The organism is Sinosporangium siamense (genome assembly GCF_016863435.1).
Taxonomy (GTDB): Bacteria; Actinomycetota; Actinomycetes; order Streptosporangiales; family Streptosporangiaceae; genus Sinosporangium; species Sinosporangium siamense.
In genome coordinates this window covers 63,169-80,376 of sequence record NZ_BOOW01000010.1, presented here as the reverse complement: position 1 = coordinate 80,376, position 17,208 = coordinate 63,169, and the positions used below count along the sequence as shown (strand labels likewise).

Here is a 17,208-nt window from a genome sequence, read left to right as displayed (position 1 = left end):
CCTACTCCTCCCGCAGCCGGGGGTTGAAGATCTCGTCCATCGCGTCCACCACCAGCACGATGCCCAGTGTGAGCAGCAGGATCGCCAGCAGCGGCGCCAAGAGGTACGGCAGAGCCGCCGTGGTCGTGAGCGCCCCGCCGCCGAACACGGCCAGGTTGAGCATCACACCCCAGTTGTTGGCCTCGAACGGCAGCACACCGAGGAAGAACAGGCCCACCTGCGCGTAGACGGCGCCCGTCACCGCGATCAGCATGTTCATCGCGATGAACGGCGCCATGCTGGGCAGCAGCTCGCGGCCGATGATGTGCGTCGTCGACAGGCCGAGCCCGCGCGCCGCCTCGATGAAGCCCCGCTCGCGAAGCGACAACGTCTGCGAGCGCACGGCGCGGGCGACGCCGCCCCAGCCGAGCAGCCCCAGCACGAGGCCCATCTCCCACGCGCTGCTGAACTTCCAGATCGTGGACAGCACCAGCAGCAGCGGCAGGCCGGGAATGGTGAGCTTCATGTCGGTGATCCGCATGAGCACGCTGTCCCAGCGGCCCCGGCGGAAACCGGCGAACAGCCCGATGCCGGTGCCCAGCACGATCGTGATGACCGCCGTGACAAGTCCGGTGAGCAGCACGTATTGCGATCCGGTGATGACGAGCGCGAGCACGTCGGTGCCCTCGAAGTCGGTGCCGAAGGGGTGCGCCCAGCTCGGCGGCGCGTAGAGCGCGTTGTCGTCGCGCGGGAGCTGGTCAGGGTAGAACATCGGCCCGAAGACGCCCATGAAGGCGAATGCCAGCACGATGATCGCGCCCGCCATGCGGCTCGGCTTGCGCTTGAGCACACGCCACACGCCGCGCCAGAAGTTGCGCCGCAGGGTGGCCCGGGTGTTGCCCGGGAGGGCCACGGCCGGGTTCATGTCACTCATCGGGCCACCTCCTCGCCGGAACGCACCCGGGGGTCGATCACGGTGTAGAGCATGTCCGCCACGATGTTCGCGATGATGATCGCCACCGTGATCAGCAGGAACGCGCCACCCATGAGCGCGAAGTCACGGTTGGTGATGCTGTCGATCAGCATCAGGCCGAGACCCGGATAGTTGAAGATGCGCTCGATGAAGATGGCGCCGCCGAAGAGCAGCCCGAGCGAGAGCGCGAGGATCGTGAAGAGCGGCAGGATCGCGTTGCGGGCGATGTAGCGGAAGATGATGCCCCGCTTCATGCCGCGCAGCTCGGCGGCGAGGATGAAGTCGTCGCCGAGGACGGTCACCACGCTGGACTTCATCGCGAGGATCCACCCGCCGTAGCTCGCCAGCGCGTAGGTCAGCACCGGCAGCGTGGCGTGCTCGATGAGCGATCCGATGTAGTCCAGGTTGAACCCGGGTTCGAACATGATGTCCGCCGTGCCGCCGGACGGCAGGATCGGGATCAGCGTCGTGAACAGTGCCCCGAGCAGCAGCGCCAGCACATATTGGGGGATGCCGTGGAGCAGCGAGCCCGACACCGCGAGCACGTCGCCCAGCTTGCCGGACCGCTTGATCGCCGCGTAGACGCCCATCATCACGCCGATCAGGAAGCTCAGCAGCGTGCCCACCAGCACCGGCAGCACGGTCCACTTGGTGGCCTCGAAGAGCACGTCGGTCACCTGCGCGCCGGGCGTCATGAGCGACTCGCCGAGGTCCAGGGTGAAGAGCCCCGTCATGTAGTCGACGTATTGCTGCCAGAGGGTGCCCTTGGGCATGAAGCCGTAGAGCACCGCCGTGGCGCGCTCGGCCTGGTCCGGCGACATGCCCTGCTCGATCAGCTTCTCGTAGCGGGCCGCGATGGGGTCGCCGGGGATGTTGCGGATGATCACGAAGCTGATCGTCGTGACCACCAGGACCATGACGAGCCCGCGGGCCAGGTGGCCCGCGAGTCGGCGTGCGATAACCGTCATAAGCGACTACTTACTTCTTCTTGACCAGACCGAGCTGGATCCAGACCCCGGAAGTGAGGCGAAGCATGTCGCTCTCGTTCTCGGGGAACCCGGTGAAGCGGTTGGTGTTGACGAACTGGGTGTTCACGTAGTCCCAGAGCTGGATGACCGGGAGGTCCTGGTTGGCGGCCTTGGCGAGCTGCGAGATGATCTTCTTCTGCTCCTCGCCGGTCACCGAGTTGAGCTTGTGCGTCAGCTCACCCGGGTTGATCTTCTCCCCGTCGACCTCGATGGTCTCCGGGCCGCCCATCCAGTTGCCCTCCTTGCCCGCCGGAACGTGCTTAAGCTGCCCCGCGAGGAGCTGCCAGCCGTTCTGAGTGCCGTAAAGCCGCTGGTAGATGTTGTACGGCGCGGGCCCGAGAGCCACCAGCCACATCCCCACGTCGTACTTCCCGGCGGCGAGCTCCTCCAGGTAGAGCGGGTAGTCCGCGGTCGTGACCACCTCGGCCGCCACACCGGCGTCGTTGAGCTGGCTCGTCACGGCCTTGGCGCCGGCCAGCCAGTCGGAGAAGGGCGCCGGCACGTTGATGGTGAGCTTCCACGGCTTGCCGTCGGCGAGGTTCCACTTGCCGTCGACCTTCTTCAGGCCGGCCTTCTTGAACTCCTCCTCGGCCTTCGCCGCGCCGCCCTTGTACGGCTCAAGCGAGTTGAGACCGGCGGCGCCCAGCCACTCGGCCGCCGGCTTCTGGTGCATGCCGGAGGTCGTCACCGAGGCCGTGCCGCCCTCGGGCGAGGCGACCTTGGTCACCTGCTCACGGTTGATCAGGTGAGCCAGGCCCCGCCGTACATGCACGTTGTCGTAGGGCTTCTTGGACTGGTTGAACGCCAGGGAGTTGCCGACGGGGGAGTAGCCCCGCACCACGGCGTTGCCAGGGGCGGCGGCGATGCGCTTCATCACGTCCGCGGGGACGGCGGTGAACGGCGAATTGTCCAGCTTGCCGGCGGTGAGGTAACCCCAGACCTGCTCGTTGCCGTTGTAGTTGAGGATCTTCACCTGGTCGGGAGCGACCTTGGCGGCGTTGTAGAAGTTCTTGTTCTTGACCAGCAGCGCCTCGCCGGGGTTCATCCGCTCAAGCTTGAACGGCCCGGCCGACACGTCCTCCTTCGGCCCGAAGGCCAGCACCTTGGGCGCGAGGTCCGTAATGGTCTTCCGCGCCGCCTCGGCCTCGGGGCCGTCGGTGCGGGCGGTCTTCACCTTGTCCCAGAAATCGGCGGGCAGCAGGCTGCCCCAGATGTGCGCGGGGACGATGATCGTCTCCATGATGCCGCGCACGAACGTCACACTCGGGTTGTCCGCGGCCTGCGTGATCTTAATGGTCTGCGGGTCGATCACTTCGATGTCCGACGCCGCCCCCGCGGCCTTCGGGTCGAGGGCGTAAGCCGTGCCGCCCTGCGTGTAGGCCAGGCCGATCGACACCCGCACGTCCTCGGCGGTGACCGGCTTGCCGTCGGACCACTTGTTGTTCGGGTGCAGCTTGAGGGTGATCGACGACTGGTCGGGAGCGATGTCCCAGCTCGCGGCGATGCCCGGATAGAACTGGTTGGGGTCGGTCATGTGGTTCTTGGTCCAGCCAAGCCACATCGAGTTGTAGCCCCGGAACGCGTTGCCCTTGGGGTTGTAGGGGTTGATCGGCGCGTTGACATCGAGACCTGGCTTCAGGGCGTCGATCGTCGTATAGACGCCGCCGCCTGATGAGTTCCCGGTGTTTCCGCCGCCGCTACATGCCGTCATCGCGGCAAGACCGAGCAACGCCGCAACCGCTGCAAGACGCTTCATGGACCGCTCCGTGGGGGGTCTATCTCTGGGATGTGAAAGGGGGACTTGCCCCGGACCTTATGGGCGCTTCCGACTCCGCGTCAATAATCTCCATGAGCTGTGAGTGTTCTGCAACTTTCCTTCACGTACACCCTGGGTTCCCCGATAGCCCCTGGTAGGAAGGGGATGTGCCGTTGAAGCGGACAGATCCTGACCGCGATCGGGTGTACTAATAGATATACGAAAGGGTCCGCCTCGGAGGAACCGGAGGAGATCGTGGAGACCTCGGCACGTCTGCTGCGTCTGCTCTCCCTGCTTCAGATGCGACGCGAGTGGTCCGGCCCCGAGCTCGCCGAGCGCCTCGGCGTCGCCGCCCGCACCGTCCGCCGCGACGTCGACCGCCTCCGCAACCTCGGCTACCCCGTCCACGCCACCCCCGGCAGCCTCGGCGGCTACCGCCTCGGCTCCGGGGCGGCCATGCCCCCGCTGCTCCTCTCCGACGACGAGGTCGTCGCCGTGGCCCTCGGCCTGCGCATGGCCGCCGCGGGCACGGTGAAGGGCATCGACGAGAGCTCCGCCCTGGCGCTGGCCAAACTCGAACAGGTCCTCCCGTCCCGTCTCCGCCACCGCATCGACGCCCTCCACTCCTCAACCGTGACCATCGCCGCCGAAGGCCCACACGTCGACCCCGCCGTCCTCACGGCCCTGGCCTCGGCCTGCCGCAACACCGAAACCCTGCGTTTCGACTACACAGGCCACGGGGGAGAGGAGAGCCTCCGCCGGGTCGAACCCCATCGGATGGTCTCCTGGGGCCGCCGGTGGTATCTGGTGGCCTGGGACACCGACCGCGACAACTGGCGCACCTTCCGCGTCGACCGCATCCGCCCCCGCACCCCGCCCGGCCCCCGGTTCGAACCCCGCGACCCCCCGGACGGCGACGTCGCCGTCTACCTCAAGCGGCGCCTGGGGACGGACATATGGCCCCTGGAGGCCCGCATCCTCGTCCACGCCCCCGCCGCCCAGATCGCCGGGCACATCGACGGCACCGTGCGGGCCGTCGACGACACCACATGCGAGATCACCATCCGCGGCGACACGGTCAACCTCCTGGCCACGGTGGTCGGCATGCTCGACGTGGACTTCGAGGTGCTGTCACCGCCCGAACTGATCACCTACGTACGCTTCCTCGCCGACCGCTACGGCAGAGCCGCCCCAACACCTTGATCACGGTCACCGTGGGCGGCCGGCGTCATCGGTGTCAGGCGGACAGGAGGGCCCAGCACAGGCAGGCGAAGGCCGCCGTGCAGGCTAGGGCGCGGGCGATGTTCCACCTGACCCACGGGCCTCTAGTCGGCTGTGGGAGATCGACGGCCTGCACGACCTCCCCTATTTCCACGACGGCCGGCTCGTCGAGGACCTCCCGGCGTAATGGGATGGATATCTGGAGGAGGGCTCGGTCTTCCCGCCCTACGCGACCGGCTTGAGCCGTGACCACAGCGAGGAGACCACCCAGGCACATTGGCCGACCCGACCCCGCTCCAGCCAAGGCGAGCGTCGGCGTGCACAGGTCATGCCGGTGTGAGCCGAGTGAGATGGCGGTCGACTTCGTCGCGGGCGGCGGCCGGGCTCAGGGCCGTGGTCAGGATGCGCACCGTTATGCCGTCCATCAGCGTGGTCAACGCGGCGGCCTCAGTTCGCGGGTTCACCTGGGAGCCGATGCCGCCTCCCGCCTTACCGAGACGGAGCAATCGCTCAAGGTTGGCCCGAAGTTCGGCTTCACTTTCCGCCAGGATCGCCGCGACCTGCTCGTCGACCAATGCCTCAGCTGTAAGGGTCAGCCAGACGCGCGCCTCGAAGACCCGCTCCTCGTCCAGCGGGACAAGTTGCCACACCGCCCGCCGTATGACGTCCAGAGTGATCGAATCAGTGGGGATCGTGCGCGCCCGCTGCACCACCCGGTCCGCCAGATGGTCGATCGCGGCACGGACCATGCGCTCACGGGTCGGAAGGTAGTGCTGGGCGGTCGCGAGAGCCATCCCGGCCTCACTCGCGACGGCACGAACGGTCATTCCAGCGGATCCCGCACGTCCCAGCACGACGCAAGCGGCAGCGCCGAGCTGCCGCCGCCGCTCCGCGTGATCCACAACCTTTGGCATAGGTCGATCCTAGATGTTCGGTCATTTGACCGATATAGGTCAGTTATGTAATTTCAGCGACATGAGCAGTTCGCCCCTGGGTGACACCAGTCCTACATGCAGCGTTCCTCGCTTCGGCTACGCCGACATGGCCCTCGTCTTCCTCGTCGGGATCGGCCTGGCCAACTCGTCGGTGGCGGACTTCATCGCTCAGGGGCCCGCGCGTCTGGGGATGTCCGAGATGGCCTCATCGAGCTTCGCCTGGGCTCTGATCAACGGCACACAGGTGGCAGTGGGCCTCGCGATCGTCCGGCACCGGTTCGGCGCGATCAGGCGACCTCTCATGCTGACCCGTCCGAAGCGCGGTCAAGTCGGCGCCGCGATCGGCTGGGGGCTGGCCAAGGCCGCACTGACCCTCGGCCTGCTTGTGATGCTGCCAACCGCCCTCCTCGAAGGGGGCGGAGGTGAAGGCGGTTACCCCTCTGGAAGCCTGGCGGCGCAATTCGCCTTCGCGTTCACCTTCGGAGCCATCCTCTCCCCCTTCTACGAAGAAGTCCTCTACCGCGGTGTCTTCTACAACGGGCTGGCCGCACGGCTCCCCGCCCTCGCCGCCATCATCCTGTCGGCGGGATTCTTCGCCGTGGTCCACCTGCCCCGCGTCTTCAACACCATCAGCGCGCTCTTCGCCGGCCTGCTCTTCGCCTGGCTCCTGCACCGCCACCGGAACCTCTGGGTGCCGATCCTGGCCCACGCTGTGAGCAACGGAATCCTGGTCGTCCTGGCCTTCGCCGCCGAAGCCGCCTGACGAGGCGGCGGCACCGGCCGACACGGCTCGCGACGACCGCCGGCCAAGGGCACTCGGGGGCCTGAGGCGGCGGCACCCGGCAGGGTCTACGAACTCCCGCCGACCGCACCGTGAAAGCCTCCTGGCACAACGTCTACGGCAGCGGGGGGATCAGGGGTGGGCCGAGTTAGAGACGGCTGTCGTAGAGGGCGAGTTCGCTCTCGTCGGGCGAACCCCACACGGCAAGCCGGGCGCTAAGAGATGCAGAGCTCGTTGCCCTCGGGGTCGGTGATGGTCACCCACCAGTAGGGGCCCTGCTGTCCCTTGTGGAGGACCGTGGCCCCCTTGGCGACGAGGCGGGCCACCTCGGAGTCGATGTTGTCCGGGCCCACCCTGACGTCGAGGTGGACGCGGTTTTTGACGGTCTTGGGCTCGGGGACCGCCTGGAACAGGACGCGCGGGGAACCGGGCCTGCTGATGGCCACGCCGGCCTTCCAGCGGAGCTTCCCGTTGTAGGTCACGGTCTCCTCGGCGGAGGCGTGGCCCTTGGTGACCATGTCTCGGATGAAATCCTCGTCCTGTGGCTCGACCTCCCATCCGAGGGCGTCGGCCCACCAGTCGGCAAGCACGTGTGGGTCTTTTGCGTCGATGCAGATCTGGATGTCGTACCCCATGCGCGGCACCCTACGAGACCCCACCGACATAACCACGCACGCCACACCCCGGAGGGCCGGTCTGCTCCCCTCATCAGGACCTGCATCGCAGCAGACGACACCCCCCGAGGCATCACCACCGGACACGGCACCCCCATAGGCAGGCGGCTCCCTTTGGGGGACTCTCTTGAGCTTTGCTCTATGGCTTGCCACATGCGAAGATGTGCGATCTTGCCCCCCGCCGTCGCACCTAAATGTGAGTCACTTGTGGCATCGACCATAAAGGTAGGCAGAATAGCCACAATTCTGCTGCTTTCCCTGAGCACAACCATTGCCATCGGCAAGCCGTCCGCCGCAGCGGATGGCATTCAAATCGGCAACATGATGATCCCGGATAACTCCGCGGTGCAGGAGCAGGGCAACCCAGCGGTGTTCCAACTGGTGAACGGCGGAAAACTCTGGATAACCAGGGTGGAGGACCTGGCCGCACTGGGATATGGCCCGAACAACATCCACATAGTGCCCCCAAGATCACTTTCCAAGATCTCCAACATCCCCAAAAACGGCACCCTTGTCAGAGAACTCGGCGATCACGCCGTCTACTACCTGGAGGACGGCAACCGATTCTGGGTGTCAAGCCCAGAAGTGCTCGCGGCCATGGGACGCAAAGGCGAAGAGGTGCGTAACGTCTCCACCGGCACCCTCAACAGCTTTCCCCGCTCCGAGGACATCACCTTGGCCGCCTTTCCCACACCCCTCGCGGCCAGGGCCAAGGAATACTCGGTGGGCGGATCGCCCAGATATAAGCTCGGCAAGTGTCTCCCGTCGGACGGGCAGCGCTTCATCCCCAATGCACAAGTTCCCAGGCAGTGGAGCATGTTGTGCATCGAGCGAATGGTGGTACGGCGCAGCGACGGCAGCCCGGCCGGGCTCTCGGTGTGGCAGAAAGCCGCGGACTATGCCGGGCACCAGTGGTGTGTCACCCTCTCCTCAAAACCCGTGCTTCCCTCGAAGATAGCCCTGAGCCCTATGAAGGCACGCATCACATGCGCGGGCCGTGCCGGCCACTTCGTCACGCACTAGGAGCAACCTCGGCGATCAGGTCGACCTCGCCGCCCTCGGCAATGATCAAGCGCGCATTTTGCACCTTGGATTTCACCGTATACAACGACAAAGCAGGCCACGGCGAGGACGGGGGAGGCCATAGGCGTGGGTAGCCGAACGCCGTGAAACAATTCGGCCGCCCACTGAGCCACCTGACATATACGCTAAAAGCATGCCTCCAGAGAGGGCCTCTTCAAGCGCCTTACGTCGATTAGGTCGAAGGTCCAGACAAGCCTCACGAAACGGCCCCCCTCCCACGGAAGGGACCAACGCGCCCCCCAACCCCCTATGGGAGCGAATCTGGCAGACCATAACATCCATTGGCATCCTCGCCGGCATCTATTTCACCCACGACGGACTCACCTACACCGCCCGCGCCCTGGAAACCGGCAACCGCACCCTCGACGCCGCACTTGAGGCGCAGATCACCGACCGTTACACCAGAGCCGTCGAGCAACTCGGCTCAAAGACCATCGAGACCAGGATCGGCGGCATCTACGCACTCACCCGCACAGCCAAAGACTCCGAGCGGGATGCGGAAACCATCCAGGAGGTCCTTTGCGCTTACGTCCAGCATCGGGATTTCCCGGAGCCCGAAACCACGAAGACAGATGACCAGAAGGAAATCCTCATACCGAAACGCCCCATCCGCCCGGACACCGATGTGATGGCCGCGCTCAACAGCGCAGTCTCCCTGTCCAAAACCACCAAGGACCGTCCGGACTTTTCCACCGTGCGGTTCCCCCGGGCCGACCTGTCCAACCTGGACCTCAGTCGTGCGCGGCTTGCGTACTCCGACCTCGCAAAAAGCAATCTGTCCGCCAGCGACCTCAGCGAAACCGACCTCACTCGCGCCGACCTGTCCGGCGCCAATCTCACCAATACAAATCTCACCAATGCCGACCTGACCAGCACGAACCTGCGAGACGCCAACCTCTCCCACGCCGACCTGAGGAAGGCGAATCTGACCGGGGGCCTCCTCAAGGCCACCCTGATCGCCACCATCCTCGACAACGCCGACCTCTCAAGCGCCGACCTGTCGGAGGCCAACCTCTTCGGCGCCCGGCTCCGGAACGCCGACCTGCACAACGCGGATCTCTCCGGCTCGTCGCTGTCCTCGGCCGATCTGTCCGGCGCGAATCTCCGGGAGGCCAACCTGACCGGCGTCAGCATGAACGGCACGAACCTGAAGGGGGCTGACCTCCGCTACGTGCGCGGCCTCACCAAGACCGAGCTAGGTGGCGCCATCGTCGACGACGCCACCCGGTTCTCCGATCCGAAATTGCGCTGACCTCGGCGAACGACGCGTGGGAGAATCCGGGATCGTGGTCGATACCAGGATCCCGCCCCCTTACATCGCCGACGAACGCACGATGTTGGACAAATGGCTCGACTGGCATCGCGAAACGCTCGCCGTGAAGTGCGCGGGACTATCGGAGGAGCAACTCCGGGAAAGGTCCGCGCCGCCGTCAAGCATGTCGCTTCTCGGCCTGGTGCGGCACATGGCGCATGTGGAGCGTGTGTGGTTCCGCATCGTTCTCATCGGCGAGGACATTCCCCGCCTCTACAAGGCCCCCGACGACTCGGACGCCGATTTCAACAGGGTGGACGAGGCGTCCACCGAGGAGGCGTTCACCACCTGGCGAGAGGAGATCGCCCATGCGCGGAGGATCTCGGCCGGGCTGTCGCTGGACGCGATCGGGCACGCGCAGCACCGGGGCCGGGAGTGTTCTCATCGCTGGATCCTCGTCCACATGATCGAGGAATACGCCAGGCACAACGGCCACGCCGACCTGCTGCGTGAGCGCATCGACGGGGCCGTGGGCACCTAGGTCCACCGGCCACGACCAAGAATCCGCCACACTGAGCCGACCATTCAGTCGAGGCGGCCCAGTGCCGCGCGCTGCGCCGGGCTCAGCCGGTCCGGCCGCGCGGTCACGGTGTATGCCTGCCCCTCGACAACTCGCAGGTCGAGCGGATCGGCGATGGCCGGTTGGCGCCGGATCGCGTCGAGGGCGGCGACCGCGCGGCCGGGGGGCCAGCCGAGCGCGGTGGCGAGCATTCCGGCGGTGAGTGGCCGACCGGCGTGTACCAGGGCCGCGAAGACGGTGAGCGCGTCGTGGACGGCGGGCTCGACGAGGGGGCTGCCGCTCATCTGCTCACTGAGCCTGGCGAAGAACCGTCCCATCTGGCCGAGCCGGGCACCGGCCGCCGTGCCGGCGCCGAAGATCTCGGCGCCCTGTCGCGCCGCGGCGGCGACCTCGCCGTGTGCGTCGGTGTCGGTCCGCCACACGCGGTGCCAGACATCCTCGTCGATCACATACCGCTCGCGGCGGGTGCCGGGATCCGGTCGGCGGACGACCAGGTCCATGGCTTCGAGGGATCCGATGGATTTGGATATCGACGCCGGGCTCACCTGGAGCCGGCGGACCAGATCGGCGGCTCTCAGGCCGTCGGCGTCGGCGGTGAGCAGGCTGACGAACACGCGTGCGGTCATCCTGGGCAGGCCCGTGGCGGCCAGCAGGCCGGCGAGCCGGTCGACGAAGGCGCACACCGCTTCGGCCTGCTGCCCGTCTGCCGCCGACTCGGCGGGCCGGGCCGGCTTGCGTCGGCGGGCGCGGCGGTCGGCGGCCTGCTGCGCACCGGAGGCCTGGTAGTCGCCTGAGGTGCGGTTGCGGGCGACCTCGCGGCTGATCGTGGACGTCGGCCGACCGAGTTGCCGGCCGATCTCGGCATATCCGAGCCCGTCGTCCAGCCACGCCGCAATCCGCAGGCGGTCCTCTTGGGTCAGTCTGCCTCCGGGCACCGATCATTCCTCCTTTGCGTTCATCAACAGTACATTGCAACGAGCCAGTGAGGACAGTTGCATTCATTCACAATCCTGTTGCAACGATTGCCATTGAGCTCGGCATTTCACATCAAAATCGTTGACTCTTCATAAAACGCAACGTAGCTTTTTCACATCCTGAAACGGAGGAAACCAGCATGCATGTGATGGCCGTGTCGACCGTCTCGGATCACGACAAGTTCTGGAGTGGCCTGAAGAGGGCATACACCACGCTCCCCAAAGGCGCCGCCTGGAAGGTGGCGGTCGCGAGCACGGACGGGGCCAAGGCGGTGAACATCATCACCCACGACTCCCTCGACGGCGTCCGGGACTTCTTCGAGACGCACACCGGCGCCTACGCCACGACGGAATACTTCGAAGCGGACGCCGCGAACGCGGTCGGTCTCCCGCGGTGAGGATCGACGTGCCGCGGATTCAAGCCCGGGTCGCCGAACTCCTGGTGGAATATGGGATTCCCAGCGCCGCGATCGGCGTGCTCCACGACGGCGAGTTCGCCGAATTCGCAGTCGGCGTCAGGAACGTGCAAACACGCGAACCCGCGACGACGGACACCATCTACCAATGCGGCTCCATGACCAAGACCTGGACCGCACTGGCCTTCATGCAGCTCGTCGACGAGGGGAAAGTCGAGCTGGACGCGCCGGTCCGGAGCTATCTGCCCGGTTTCACGGTGGCCGATCCCGAGGCGGGCGCCACCGTCACCCCTCGCCACCTGCTCTACCACACCTCCGGCATCGAGGAGGCCTACGGCGATCCCGGCGAGGACGACGACGTCTACGAGCGCATGGTCGAGAACATCGCCGACGCCCCTCAGGTCTTCCCGATCGGCCGCACCCACGGTTACAGCGCGGCGCTGGGTTGCGCGATCCTCGCGCGAATCCTGGAGGTGCACGACGGCAAACGCTGGGACGACCTCATGCGGGATCGGCTCTTCGACCCTATGGGCCTCACCGGCACGAACAGCCAGCCCGAGCAGGTGGACGAATCCCGGGCCGCGACCGGGCACCTGATCCGTTCCCTGCGAGAGGGCCCCTTCGTCACGCCGGTGGACTACCTGCCACGTGCCTTCGGTCCCGGCGGCAACATCACCTCGACGACCCGGGATCTGCTCACACTGGCGCACGTCCTCCTCAACGAGGGCACAGCGCCCAACGGAAAGCGCATCATCTCCCCCGAGAGCCTCCGGGAGATGATGCGATCGCGGGTGCCCATACCGGATCCCTACACTTTCGGGCCTGAATGGGCACTCGGCCTCATCGTGTGCGACTGGCACGGCGAGACCGTCTACGCGAGTGACGGCAGCACCATCGGGCAGAACGCCCGGCTACGGCTGCTGCCGAGCTCGAACACCGCCGTTGTGATGCTGACCAACGGCGGCCCGCGGGAGAGCTTCTACCGCACGGTGTTCAACGAGATCCTGACCGGCCTCGGCACCGTCACCATCCCAGACCTGCCCACACCGGACACGACACTGAACCTCGACCTGTCCCGGTATGAGGGCGTCTACGGGAGCCTCGGCGCGCAGTACGAAGTGTCAGCCGAAGGCGGACAGCTGTACCTGACCTTGGCCGTTGACCCCATGCAGGCGCACGTCCTCGGGAAACCCGACCGCATCAGATACGAGCTCCTCCCGGTGAGCGAGACGCACTTCCTGATGCCGCCGGCGGATCCACTGGAAGACCCCCAGCCGGTTGCGATCTACGGCTTCGACGACGGAACCGCCCGGTATCTGCACACGAACTGCCGGGTGAACCCGCGAACAGGCCCACTGGGATAAGCCGCTCACCGCCCCCGACGCCGCCCCAGATAGCCGTCCAGCGCCTCGCGTGTGGCCCGCAATGCGGTGTCGGCGTTTTCGAAGGTGCGCTGCGCGATGCCCACGAAAATGCAGTCGACGATCAGCAGCTGACTGATTCTGCTCGCCAGAGCCCCGGGTCTGAAGGCCGTTTCGCGGCCTGCCGAGACCAGGACGTGGTCGGCGTGCTCGGTGAGCGCCGAGCGCGGGTTGTTGGTGATGGCGACGGTGGTGGCGCCGCCTTTGCGGGCGAGGCTGAGCGGTTCGATGACGTCGGGGGTCTCGCCGGTGCAGCTCACGCCGACGGCGAGGTCGCCGGCCTTGGCGAGGGCGGCGCTGGTGAGGGCGAGGTGCGCGTCGGTGTAGGAGTGGCTGGACAGGCCGATGCGCATGAGCTTCTGGGCCATGTCGAGCGCGATCAGGCCCGACGCGCCCACGCCGTACACATCGATGCGGCGTGATTTGACCGCGGCGTCGACGACGGAGCCGAGGACCTCGGGGGAAAGGCCGTCGGCGGTGTCGGCGAGGGCCTGGGACTCGGCGCGGGTGACCTTGGCGATGACGTCGGTGAGGGGGTCGTCGGGAGCCAGGTCGCCGGGGACGAGGCGCTCGGGGGTGTTGCGGGCGACGGCGGCGGCCAGGGCGAACCGCAGCTGCGAGTATCCCGCGAAGCCGAGGGCGCGGGCGGTGCGCACGATGGTGGCCTCGCTGGTGCCGGAGACCGCGCTGAACTCGGTGATCGTGCTGCGCGCCACCATGGCCGGATCGTCGAGGATGTAGCGCGCGATGGCCTGCGCCGCGGGGGTGAGTGAGGGAAGGATGGCTCGTACGGTGGCCACCGGGTTGGCCGGGGTGGGGCCGTCGAGCTCGTTCAGTGAGGACAAGTGCCCCCCTCTTACGTCGGAACCCAAATTATTGGCCATCTACCAGCCACCTCGCGACAACTTGGGCTGATGCTCTGGAAATCCCATTTGTCGTGAGATAGGTGGCACCGAGAGGTGTGTCGGGGATACCGGTCTCGACCACGATGGCGTCGGGGCGTTGCCGTACGGCACGAGCCACCAGATCCCGCACCCACGCGTGGCGTACGGCTTCGTAGACGACGATCACAAGCGGCCGATCGCCCGACAAATCGGGCAACTCAGGATCCTCGGCGGTGACCGTCACTCCGGTGGTGCCGGGGAGCAGGTCGAGGAGGGCGCCGTACAACCCCGTGGGGGTGCCGGGGGCGACGGCGAGGTTGAGCCGCGGGGCGATATCGACGACCAGCGGCGCGGAGGCGAGCGGCGTGCCCTCGCCGACCGGCTGGAGCTCGCCCCCGGAACGTGCCAAACGCAGGGCCGCGCGGGCGGTCGACAGGCCGAGCCGCACGTCCTCGTCCCGCTCGGCCCAGACACGCGAACCCGGCGACCGCTCGGCGCACCAGGCGGCCAGGGCGTGCACACGGGCGGCGGCCTCGGCGAGGCGCTCTTCGCCGAGGCGGCCGTCGTGGACGGCGGCGACGATCGCATCCCGCAGCGCGTAGACGCTCTCGCCATGCTCGGACGACACGCCGACGCAGATCGCGTCGACCCCGGCCGCCAGCGACCGGACGGCGATCTCGCCGGGACTGTGGAGGGCGGCCACGGCCTGCATCTCGATGGCGTCGGTGACGAGCATGCCGGTGAAGCCGAGTTCATCCCGGAGCAGGCCGGTGAGGATGGGGCGGCTGAGGGTCGCGGGGAAGGCGGGGTCGAGGACGGGCACGAGGAGGTGCCCGCACATGACCGACCGCACCCCGGCGGCGATCGCCGCCTGGAAGGGCGGCAGGTCGCGCTCCCACAGCAGGTCGCGGGAGGCGTGGACGGTCGGCAGGGCGAGGTGGGAGTCGGTGATGGTGTCGCCGTGGCCGGGGAAGTGCTTGGCGCACGCGGCGACGCCGGTGCTCTGCAGGCCCTTGATCCACGCGGCGCCGTGATCGGCGACGAGAGCGGGGTCGGCGCCGAAGGACCGGATGCCGATGACCGGGTTCGCCGGATTGGCGTTGACGTCGACGGAGGGCGCGTAGTCGAGCGTGACGCCGACCGAGGCCAGCAGGTGGCCGACGGCCCGCGCGACCCGTTCGGTGCGGCCGGGGTCGCCGACGACGCCGAGCGCCCGGTTGCCGGGCCACGAACTGCCGGTGCGGGCCTCAAGCCGGGTGACCACGCCCGCCTCCTCGTCGGCCGCCACGACGACGGAGGGGTTCTCCTCCCGCATGGCGGCGACCAGGCCGGCCGTCTGCGCGGTGTCCACGATGTTACGCGCGAAAAGAACGGCACCGCCGAGGCCCTCGGCCAGGGCCTTGAGCAGCCACTCCGGCGGGGCCGTGCCGTCGAACCCGGGCTGGAGGACGGTCAGGGCGAGTCTGGCCAGGTCAGGACTGTGGGGCATGGTGTCGCCTTCCCGGTGAGAGGTCTCCCGGCCAGATTACACATCAATGACACTTTCTTTCAGCATCATTGATCTGAATGTAACTTTCTGCCATCGTCGCGACGAGTGCCATCTCCTTCATGCGTCTGGAGCCATGCATGACCCCACCCAGCCGTCGTACGATGCTCCGCGGACTCGCCCTCGCCACCGCCGCGGCCACCATGACCATCCCCCACCCCGCCGTCGCCACCACCGCCGCCGGTTTCAGCCCTGCCGGTTTCACCCCGCCGCTTCGCCAGATGCGCGGCATGTGGATCGCCTCGGTGCTCAACATCAACTGGCCGTCCCGGCCCGGCCTCACGCCCGATCAGCAGAAGGCGGAATATCTGGCCTGGCTGGACCTCGCCCAGGTCCGCAGGCTGAACGCCGTGTTCGTCCAGATCAGGCCCACGGCCGACGCCTTCTGGCCTTCGCCGTACGAACCGTGGTCGCAATATCTGACCGGCACACAAGGGCAGGACCCCGGTTACGACCCGCTGGCCTTCGTCGTCGAGGAGACACACAAGCGGGGCCTGACGTTCCACGCGTGGTTCAACCCCTATCGGGTGTCGATGCAGGCCGATCCCGCCAATCTCCACCCGGACCACCCGGGTCGCCGGCATCCCGACTGGATCGTGTCCTACGGCGGCAAGCTCTACTACAACCCGGGCATGCCAGAAGTGCGGGCGTTCGTCCAGGACGCGATGATGGACGCGATCAACCGCTATGAGATCGACGGGCTGCACTTCGACGACTACTTCTATCCGGTCAACACGCCCGCCTTCGACGACAGCGCGGCCTTCGCGAAACACGGCCAGGACTTCCCCGATCTCGCCGCCTGGCGCCGCAACAACGTGGACCTCCTGGTGCAGGAGATGCAGGAGCGAGTACGTCGGAGCAAACCCGAGGTCGCCTGGGGCATCAGCCCGTCGGGCATCTGGCGCAACAAGGCCACCGACCCGCTGGGCTCGGACACGAGCGGCGGCCAGTCCTACGACAACCTGCACGCCGACACGCGGGGATGGGTGAAGAAGGGCTGGCTCGACTACATCGCGCCGCAGATCTACTGGTACATCGGGCAGTCCAATGCCGACTACGCGAAACTGATCCCCTGGTGGTCGGATGTGGCGTCGGGCACCGGGGTGCAGCTCTGGATCGGCCAGGCCGCCTACAAGGCGGGCGCCGCCGGGCAACCCGCCCCCTGGCAGATGCCCGACGAGCTGACCCGCCACCTCACGCTCAACCGCGACCACCCGCAGGTGGGCGGCGATGTCTGGTTCAGCGCCTCCGACGTGCGCGACGACCGCCTGGGCACGGTCACCAAGGTCGTCGCCGACCACTACGGGCGCCCGGCCCTCAACCCCCTGCTCCCCCGCCTCGCCGGTGGCCGCCCGCCGCGCCGCCCCTCCCTCACCCACGCCCGCGTGAACGCCGGCGGCGTCGAGGTGCGGGGGGTGGCCACAGGTCGCGACCTGCCGTTCCAGTTCGCGATCTACCGCCTCGACCGCCGCGCCACGCCCGAGGACTTCACCCACGCCGCCCACCTGGTGGCGGTCGTCCCCGGCGGCCGGCACCTCCGCTACACCGATCCCGAGGGCACCCGCGGCGCCCGCTACCACGTCACGGCGATCGACCGCGCCGGCCGCCAGAGCACCCCCAGCCGGGAGGCCCGCGCCCACTGACCCCCGTGAACGGGGGCGCGGCTCACCTGCCCGGCACGCGCCCCTCCGGCGTACGGCTCCCC

At 67.4% G+C, this 17,208-nt stretch carries 16 protein-coding genes; 8 read left to right on the top strand and 8 right to left on the bottom strand.

Annotation, left to right across the window (positions count from 1 at the left end; translation table 11 throughout):
• Position 1 precedes the first annotated feature (1 nt).
• From Ssi02_RS08710 to Ssi02_RS08700, 3 genes are read right to left on the bottom strand one after another with little or no spacing between them, the layout of a single operon-like run.
• Positions 2-913 carry an ABC transporter permease gene (locus Ssi02_RS08710; RefSeq protein ID WP_239128725.1) on the bottom strand — a complete coding sequence of 304 codons (912 nt, stop codon included), beginning with the start codon at positions 911-913 and terminating at the stop codon, positions 2-4.
• A complete protein-coding gene (locus tag Ssi02_RS08705) occupies positions 910-1,920 on the bottom strand; it encodes an ABC transporter permease (protein ID WP_204023202.1) in 1,011 nt (336 codons plus the stop codon). The genes Ssi02_RS08710 and Ssi02_RS08705 overlap by 4 nt, the downstream gene beginning before the upstream one ends.
• Before the next feature lie 10 nt (positions 1,921-1,930).
• The gene (locus tag Ssi02_RS08700) at positions 1,931-3,736 is read right to left on the bottom strand and encodes an ABC transporter substrate-binding protein (protein WP_204023199.1); all 1,806 of its coding nucleotides are present in this window, start codon (positions 3,734-3,736) and stop codon (positions 1,931-1,933) included.
• 252 nt (positions 3,737-3,988) lie between these two features.
• On the opposite strand from Ssi02_RS08700, the gene Ssi02_RS08695 reads away from it, so the two are divergent.
• A complete protein-coding gene (locus Ssi02_RS08695) occupies positions 3,989-4,939 on the top strand; it encodes a helix-turn-helix transcriptional regulator (RefSeq protein WP_204023599.1) in 951 nt (316 codons plus the stop codon).
• A gap of 344 nt (positions 4,940-5,283) precedes the next feature.
• Here the strand turns inward: Ssi02_RS08695 and Ssi02_RS08690 are convergent, their stop codons facing one another.
• Entirely contained in the window at positions 5,284-5,871 is a 588-nt protein-coding gene (locus tag Ssi02_RS08690; RefSeq protein WP_204023191.1) for a TetR/AcrR family transcriptional regulator, read from the bottom strand.
• Between the two features lie 61 nt (positions 5,872-5,932).
• Between Ssi02_RS08690 and Ssi02_RS08685 the strand changes: the two genes are divergently transcribed.
• Positions 5,933-6,655, top strand: coding sequence for a CPBP family intramembrane glutamic endopeptidase (locus tag Ssi02_RS08685; RefSeq protein ID WP_204023190.1), 723 nt, complete (start codon positions 5,933-5,935; stop codon positions 6,653-6,655).
• Positions 6,656-6,888: 233 nt separating this feature from the next.
• On the opposite strand, the gene Ssi02_RS08680 is transcribed toward Ssi02_RS08685, so the two are convergent.
• The gene (locus tag Ssi02_RS08680) at positions 6,889-7,308 is read right to left on the bottom strand and encodes a VOC family protein (RefSeq protein WP_204023189.1); all 420 of its coding nucleotides are present in this window, start codon (positions 7,306-7,308) and stop codon (positions 6,889-6,891) included.
• A 360-nt stretch (positions 7,309-7,668) separates the two neighbouring features.
• Between Ssi02_RS08680 and Ssi02_RS08675 the strand changes: the two genes are divergently transcribed.
• The 3 genes from Ssi02_RS08675 (at position 7,669) to Ssi02_RS08665 (ending at position 10,223) form a co-directional block, all read left to right on the top strand.
• Entirely contained in the window at positions 7,669-8,370 is a 702-nt protein-coding gene (locus Ssi02_RS08675) for a hypothetical protein (protein ID WP_204023187.1), read from the top strand.
• Positions 8,371-8,563: 193 nt separating this feature from the next.
• Positions 8,564-9,682, top strand: a complete 1,119-nt coding sequence (locus Ssi02_RS08670; RefSeq protein WP_204023186.1) for a pentapeptide repeat-containing protein — start codon at positions 8,564-8,566, stop codon at positions 9,680-9,682.
• A gap of 34 nt (positions 9,683-9,716) precedes the next feature.
• Positions 9,717-10,223, top strand: coding sequence for a DinB family protein (locus tag Ssi02_RS08665; protein WP_239128724.1), 507 nt, complete (start codon positions 9,717-9,719; stop codon positions 10,221-10,223).
• A 44-nt stretch (positions 10,224-10,267) separates the two neighbouring features.
• Here the strand turns inward: Ssi02_RS08665 and Ssi02_RS08660 are convergent, their stop codons facing one another.
• Positions 10,268-11,197 carry a GbsR/MarR family transcriptional regulator gene (locus Ssi02_RS08660; RefSeq protein WP_204023185.1) on the bottom strand — a complete coding sequence of 310 codons (930 nt, stop codon included), beginning with the start codon at positions 11,195-11,197 and terminating at the stop codon, positions 10,268-10,270.
• Positions 11,198-11,376: 179 nt separating this feature from the next.
• Between Ssi02_RS08660 and Ssi02_RS08655 the strand changes: the two genes are divergently transcribed.
• Positions 11,377-11,634: a hypothetical protein gene (locus tag Ssi02_RS08655; protein ID WP_204023183.1), complete on the top strand. Its 258-nt coding sequence runs from the start codon at positions 11,377-11,379 to the stop codon at positions 11,632-11,634.
• Positions 11,635-11,642: 8 nt separating this feature from the next.
• Positions 11,643-13,016 (top strand): serine hydrolase domain-containing protein, encoded by a 1,374-nt coding sequence (locus tag Ssi02_RS08650; protein WP_239128723.1) that lies wholly within the window; start codon positions 11,643-11,645, stop codon positions 13,014-13,016.
• Positions 13,017-13,021: 5 nt separating this feature from the next.
• Here the strand turns inward: Ssi02_RS08650 and Ssi02_RS08645 are convergent, their stop codons facing one another.
• Together Ssi02_RS08645 and Ssi02_RS08640 are read right to left on the bottom strand one after the other, a co-directional pair.
• Positions 13,022-13,918, bottom strand: a complete 897-nt coding sequence (locus tag Ssi02_RS08645; RefSeq protein ID WP_239128722.1) for a MurR/RpiR family transcriptional regulator — start codon at positions 13,916-13,918, stop codon at positions 13,022-13,024.
• 28 nt (positions 13,919-13,946) lie between these two features.
• Positions 13,947-15,446 carry a glycoside hydrolase family 3 protein gene (locus Ssi02_RS08640; protein WP_204023178.1) on the bottom strand — a complete coding sequence of 500 codons (1,500 nt, stop codon included), beginning with the start codon at positions 15,444-15,446 and terminating at the stop codon, positions 13,947-13,949.
• Between the two features lie 137 nt (positions 15,447-15,583).
• Between Ssi02_RS08640 and Ssi02_RS08635 the strand changes: the two genes are divergently transcribed.
• Positions 15,584-17,146: a glycoside hydrolase family 10-like protein gene (locus Ssi02_RS08635; protein WP_204023176.1), complete on the top strand. Its 1,563-nt coding sequence runs from the start codon at positions 15,584-15,586 to the stop codon at positions 17,144-17,146.
• Positions 17,147-17,208: the final 62 nt, after the last annotated feature.

Coding starts and splice junctions, on each gene's coding strand:
- Ssi02_RS08710 (WP_239128725.1), bottom strand. CDS start 913: ATGAGTGACATGAACCCGGCCGTGGCCCTCCCGGGCAACACCCGGGCC.
- Ssi02_RS08685 (WP_204023190.1), top strand. CDS start 5,933: ATGAGCAGTTCGCCCCTGGGTGACACCAGTCCTACATGCAGCGTTCCT.
- Ssi02_RS08670 (WP_204023186.1), top strand. CDS start 8,564: ATGCCTCCAGAGAGGGCCTCTTCAAGCGCCTTACGTCGATTAGGTCGA.
- Ssi02_RS08655 (WP_204023183.1), top strand. CDS start 11,377: ATGCATGTGATGGCCGTGTCGACCGTCTCGGATCACGACAAGTTCTGG.
- Ssi02_RS08640 (WP_204023178.1), bottom strand. CDS start 15,446: ATGCCCCACAGTCCTGACCTGGCCAGACTCGCCCTGACCGTCCTCCAG.
- Ssi02_RS08680 (WP_204023189.1), bottom strand. CDS start 7,308: ATGGGGTACGACATCCAGATCTGCATCGACGCAAAAGACCCACACGTG.
- Ssi02_RS08690 (WP_204023191.1), bottom strand. CDS start 5,871: ATGCCAAAGGTTGTGGATCACGCGGAGCGGCGGCGGCAGCTCGGCGCT.
- Ssi02_RS08675 (WP_204023187.1), top strand. CDS start 7,669: ATGATGATCCCGGATAACTCCGCGGTGCAGGAGCAGGGCAACCCAGCG.
- Ssi02_RS08635 (WP_204023176.1), top strand. CDS start 15,584: ATGACCCCACCCAGCCGTCGTACGATGCTCCGCGGACTCGCCCTCGCC.
- Ssi02_RS08705 (WP_204023202.1), bottom strand. CDS start 1,920: ATGACGGTTATCGCACGCCGACTCGCGGGCCACCTGGCCCGCGGGCTC.
- Ssi02_RS08700 (WP_204023199.1), bottom strand. CDS start 3,736: ATGAAGCGTCTTGCAGCGGTTGCGGCGTTGCTCGGTCTTGCCGCGATG.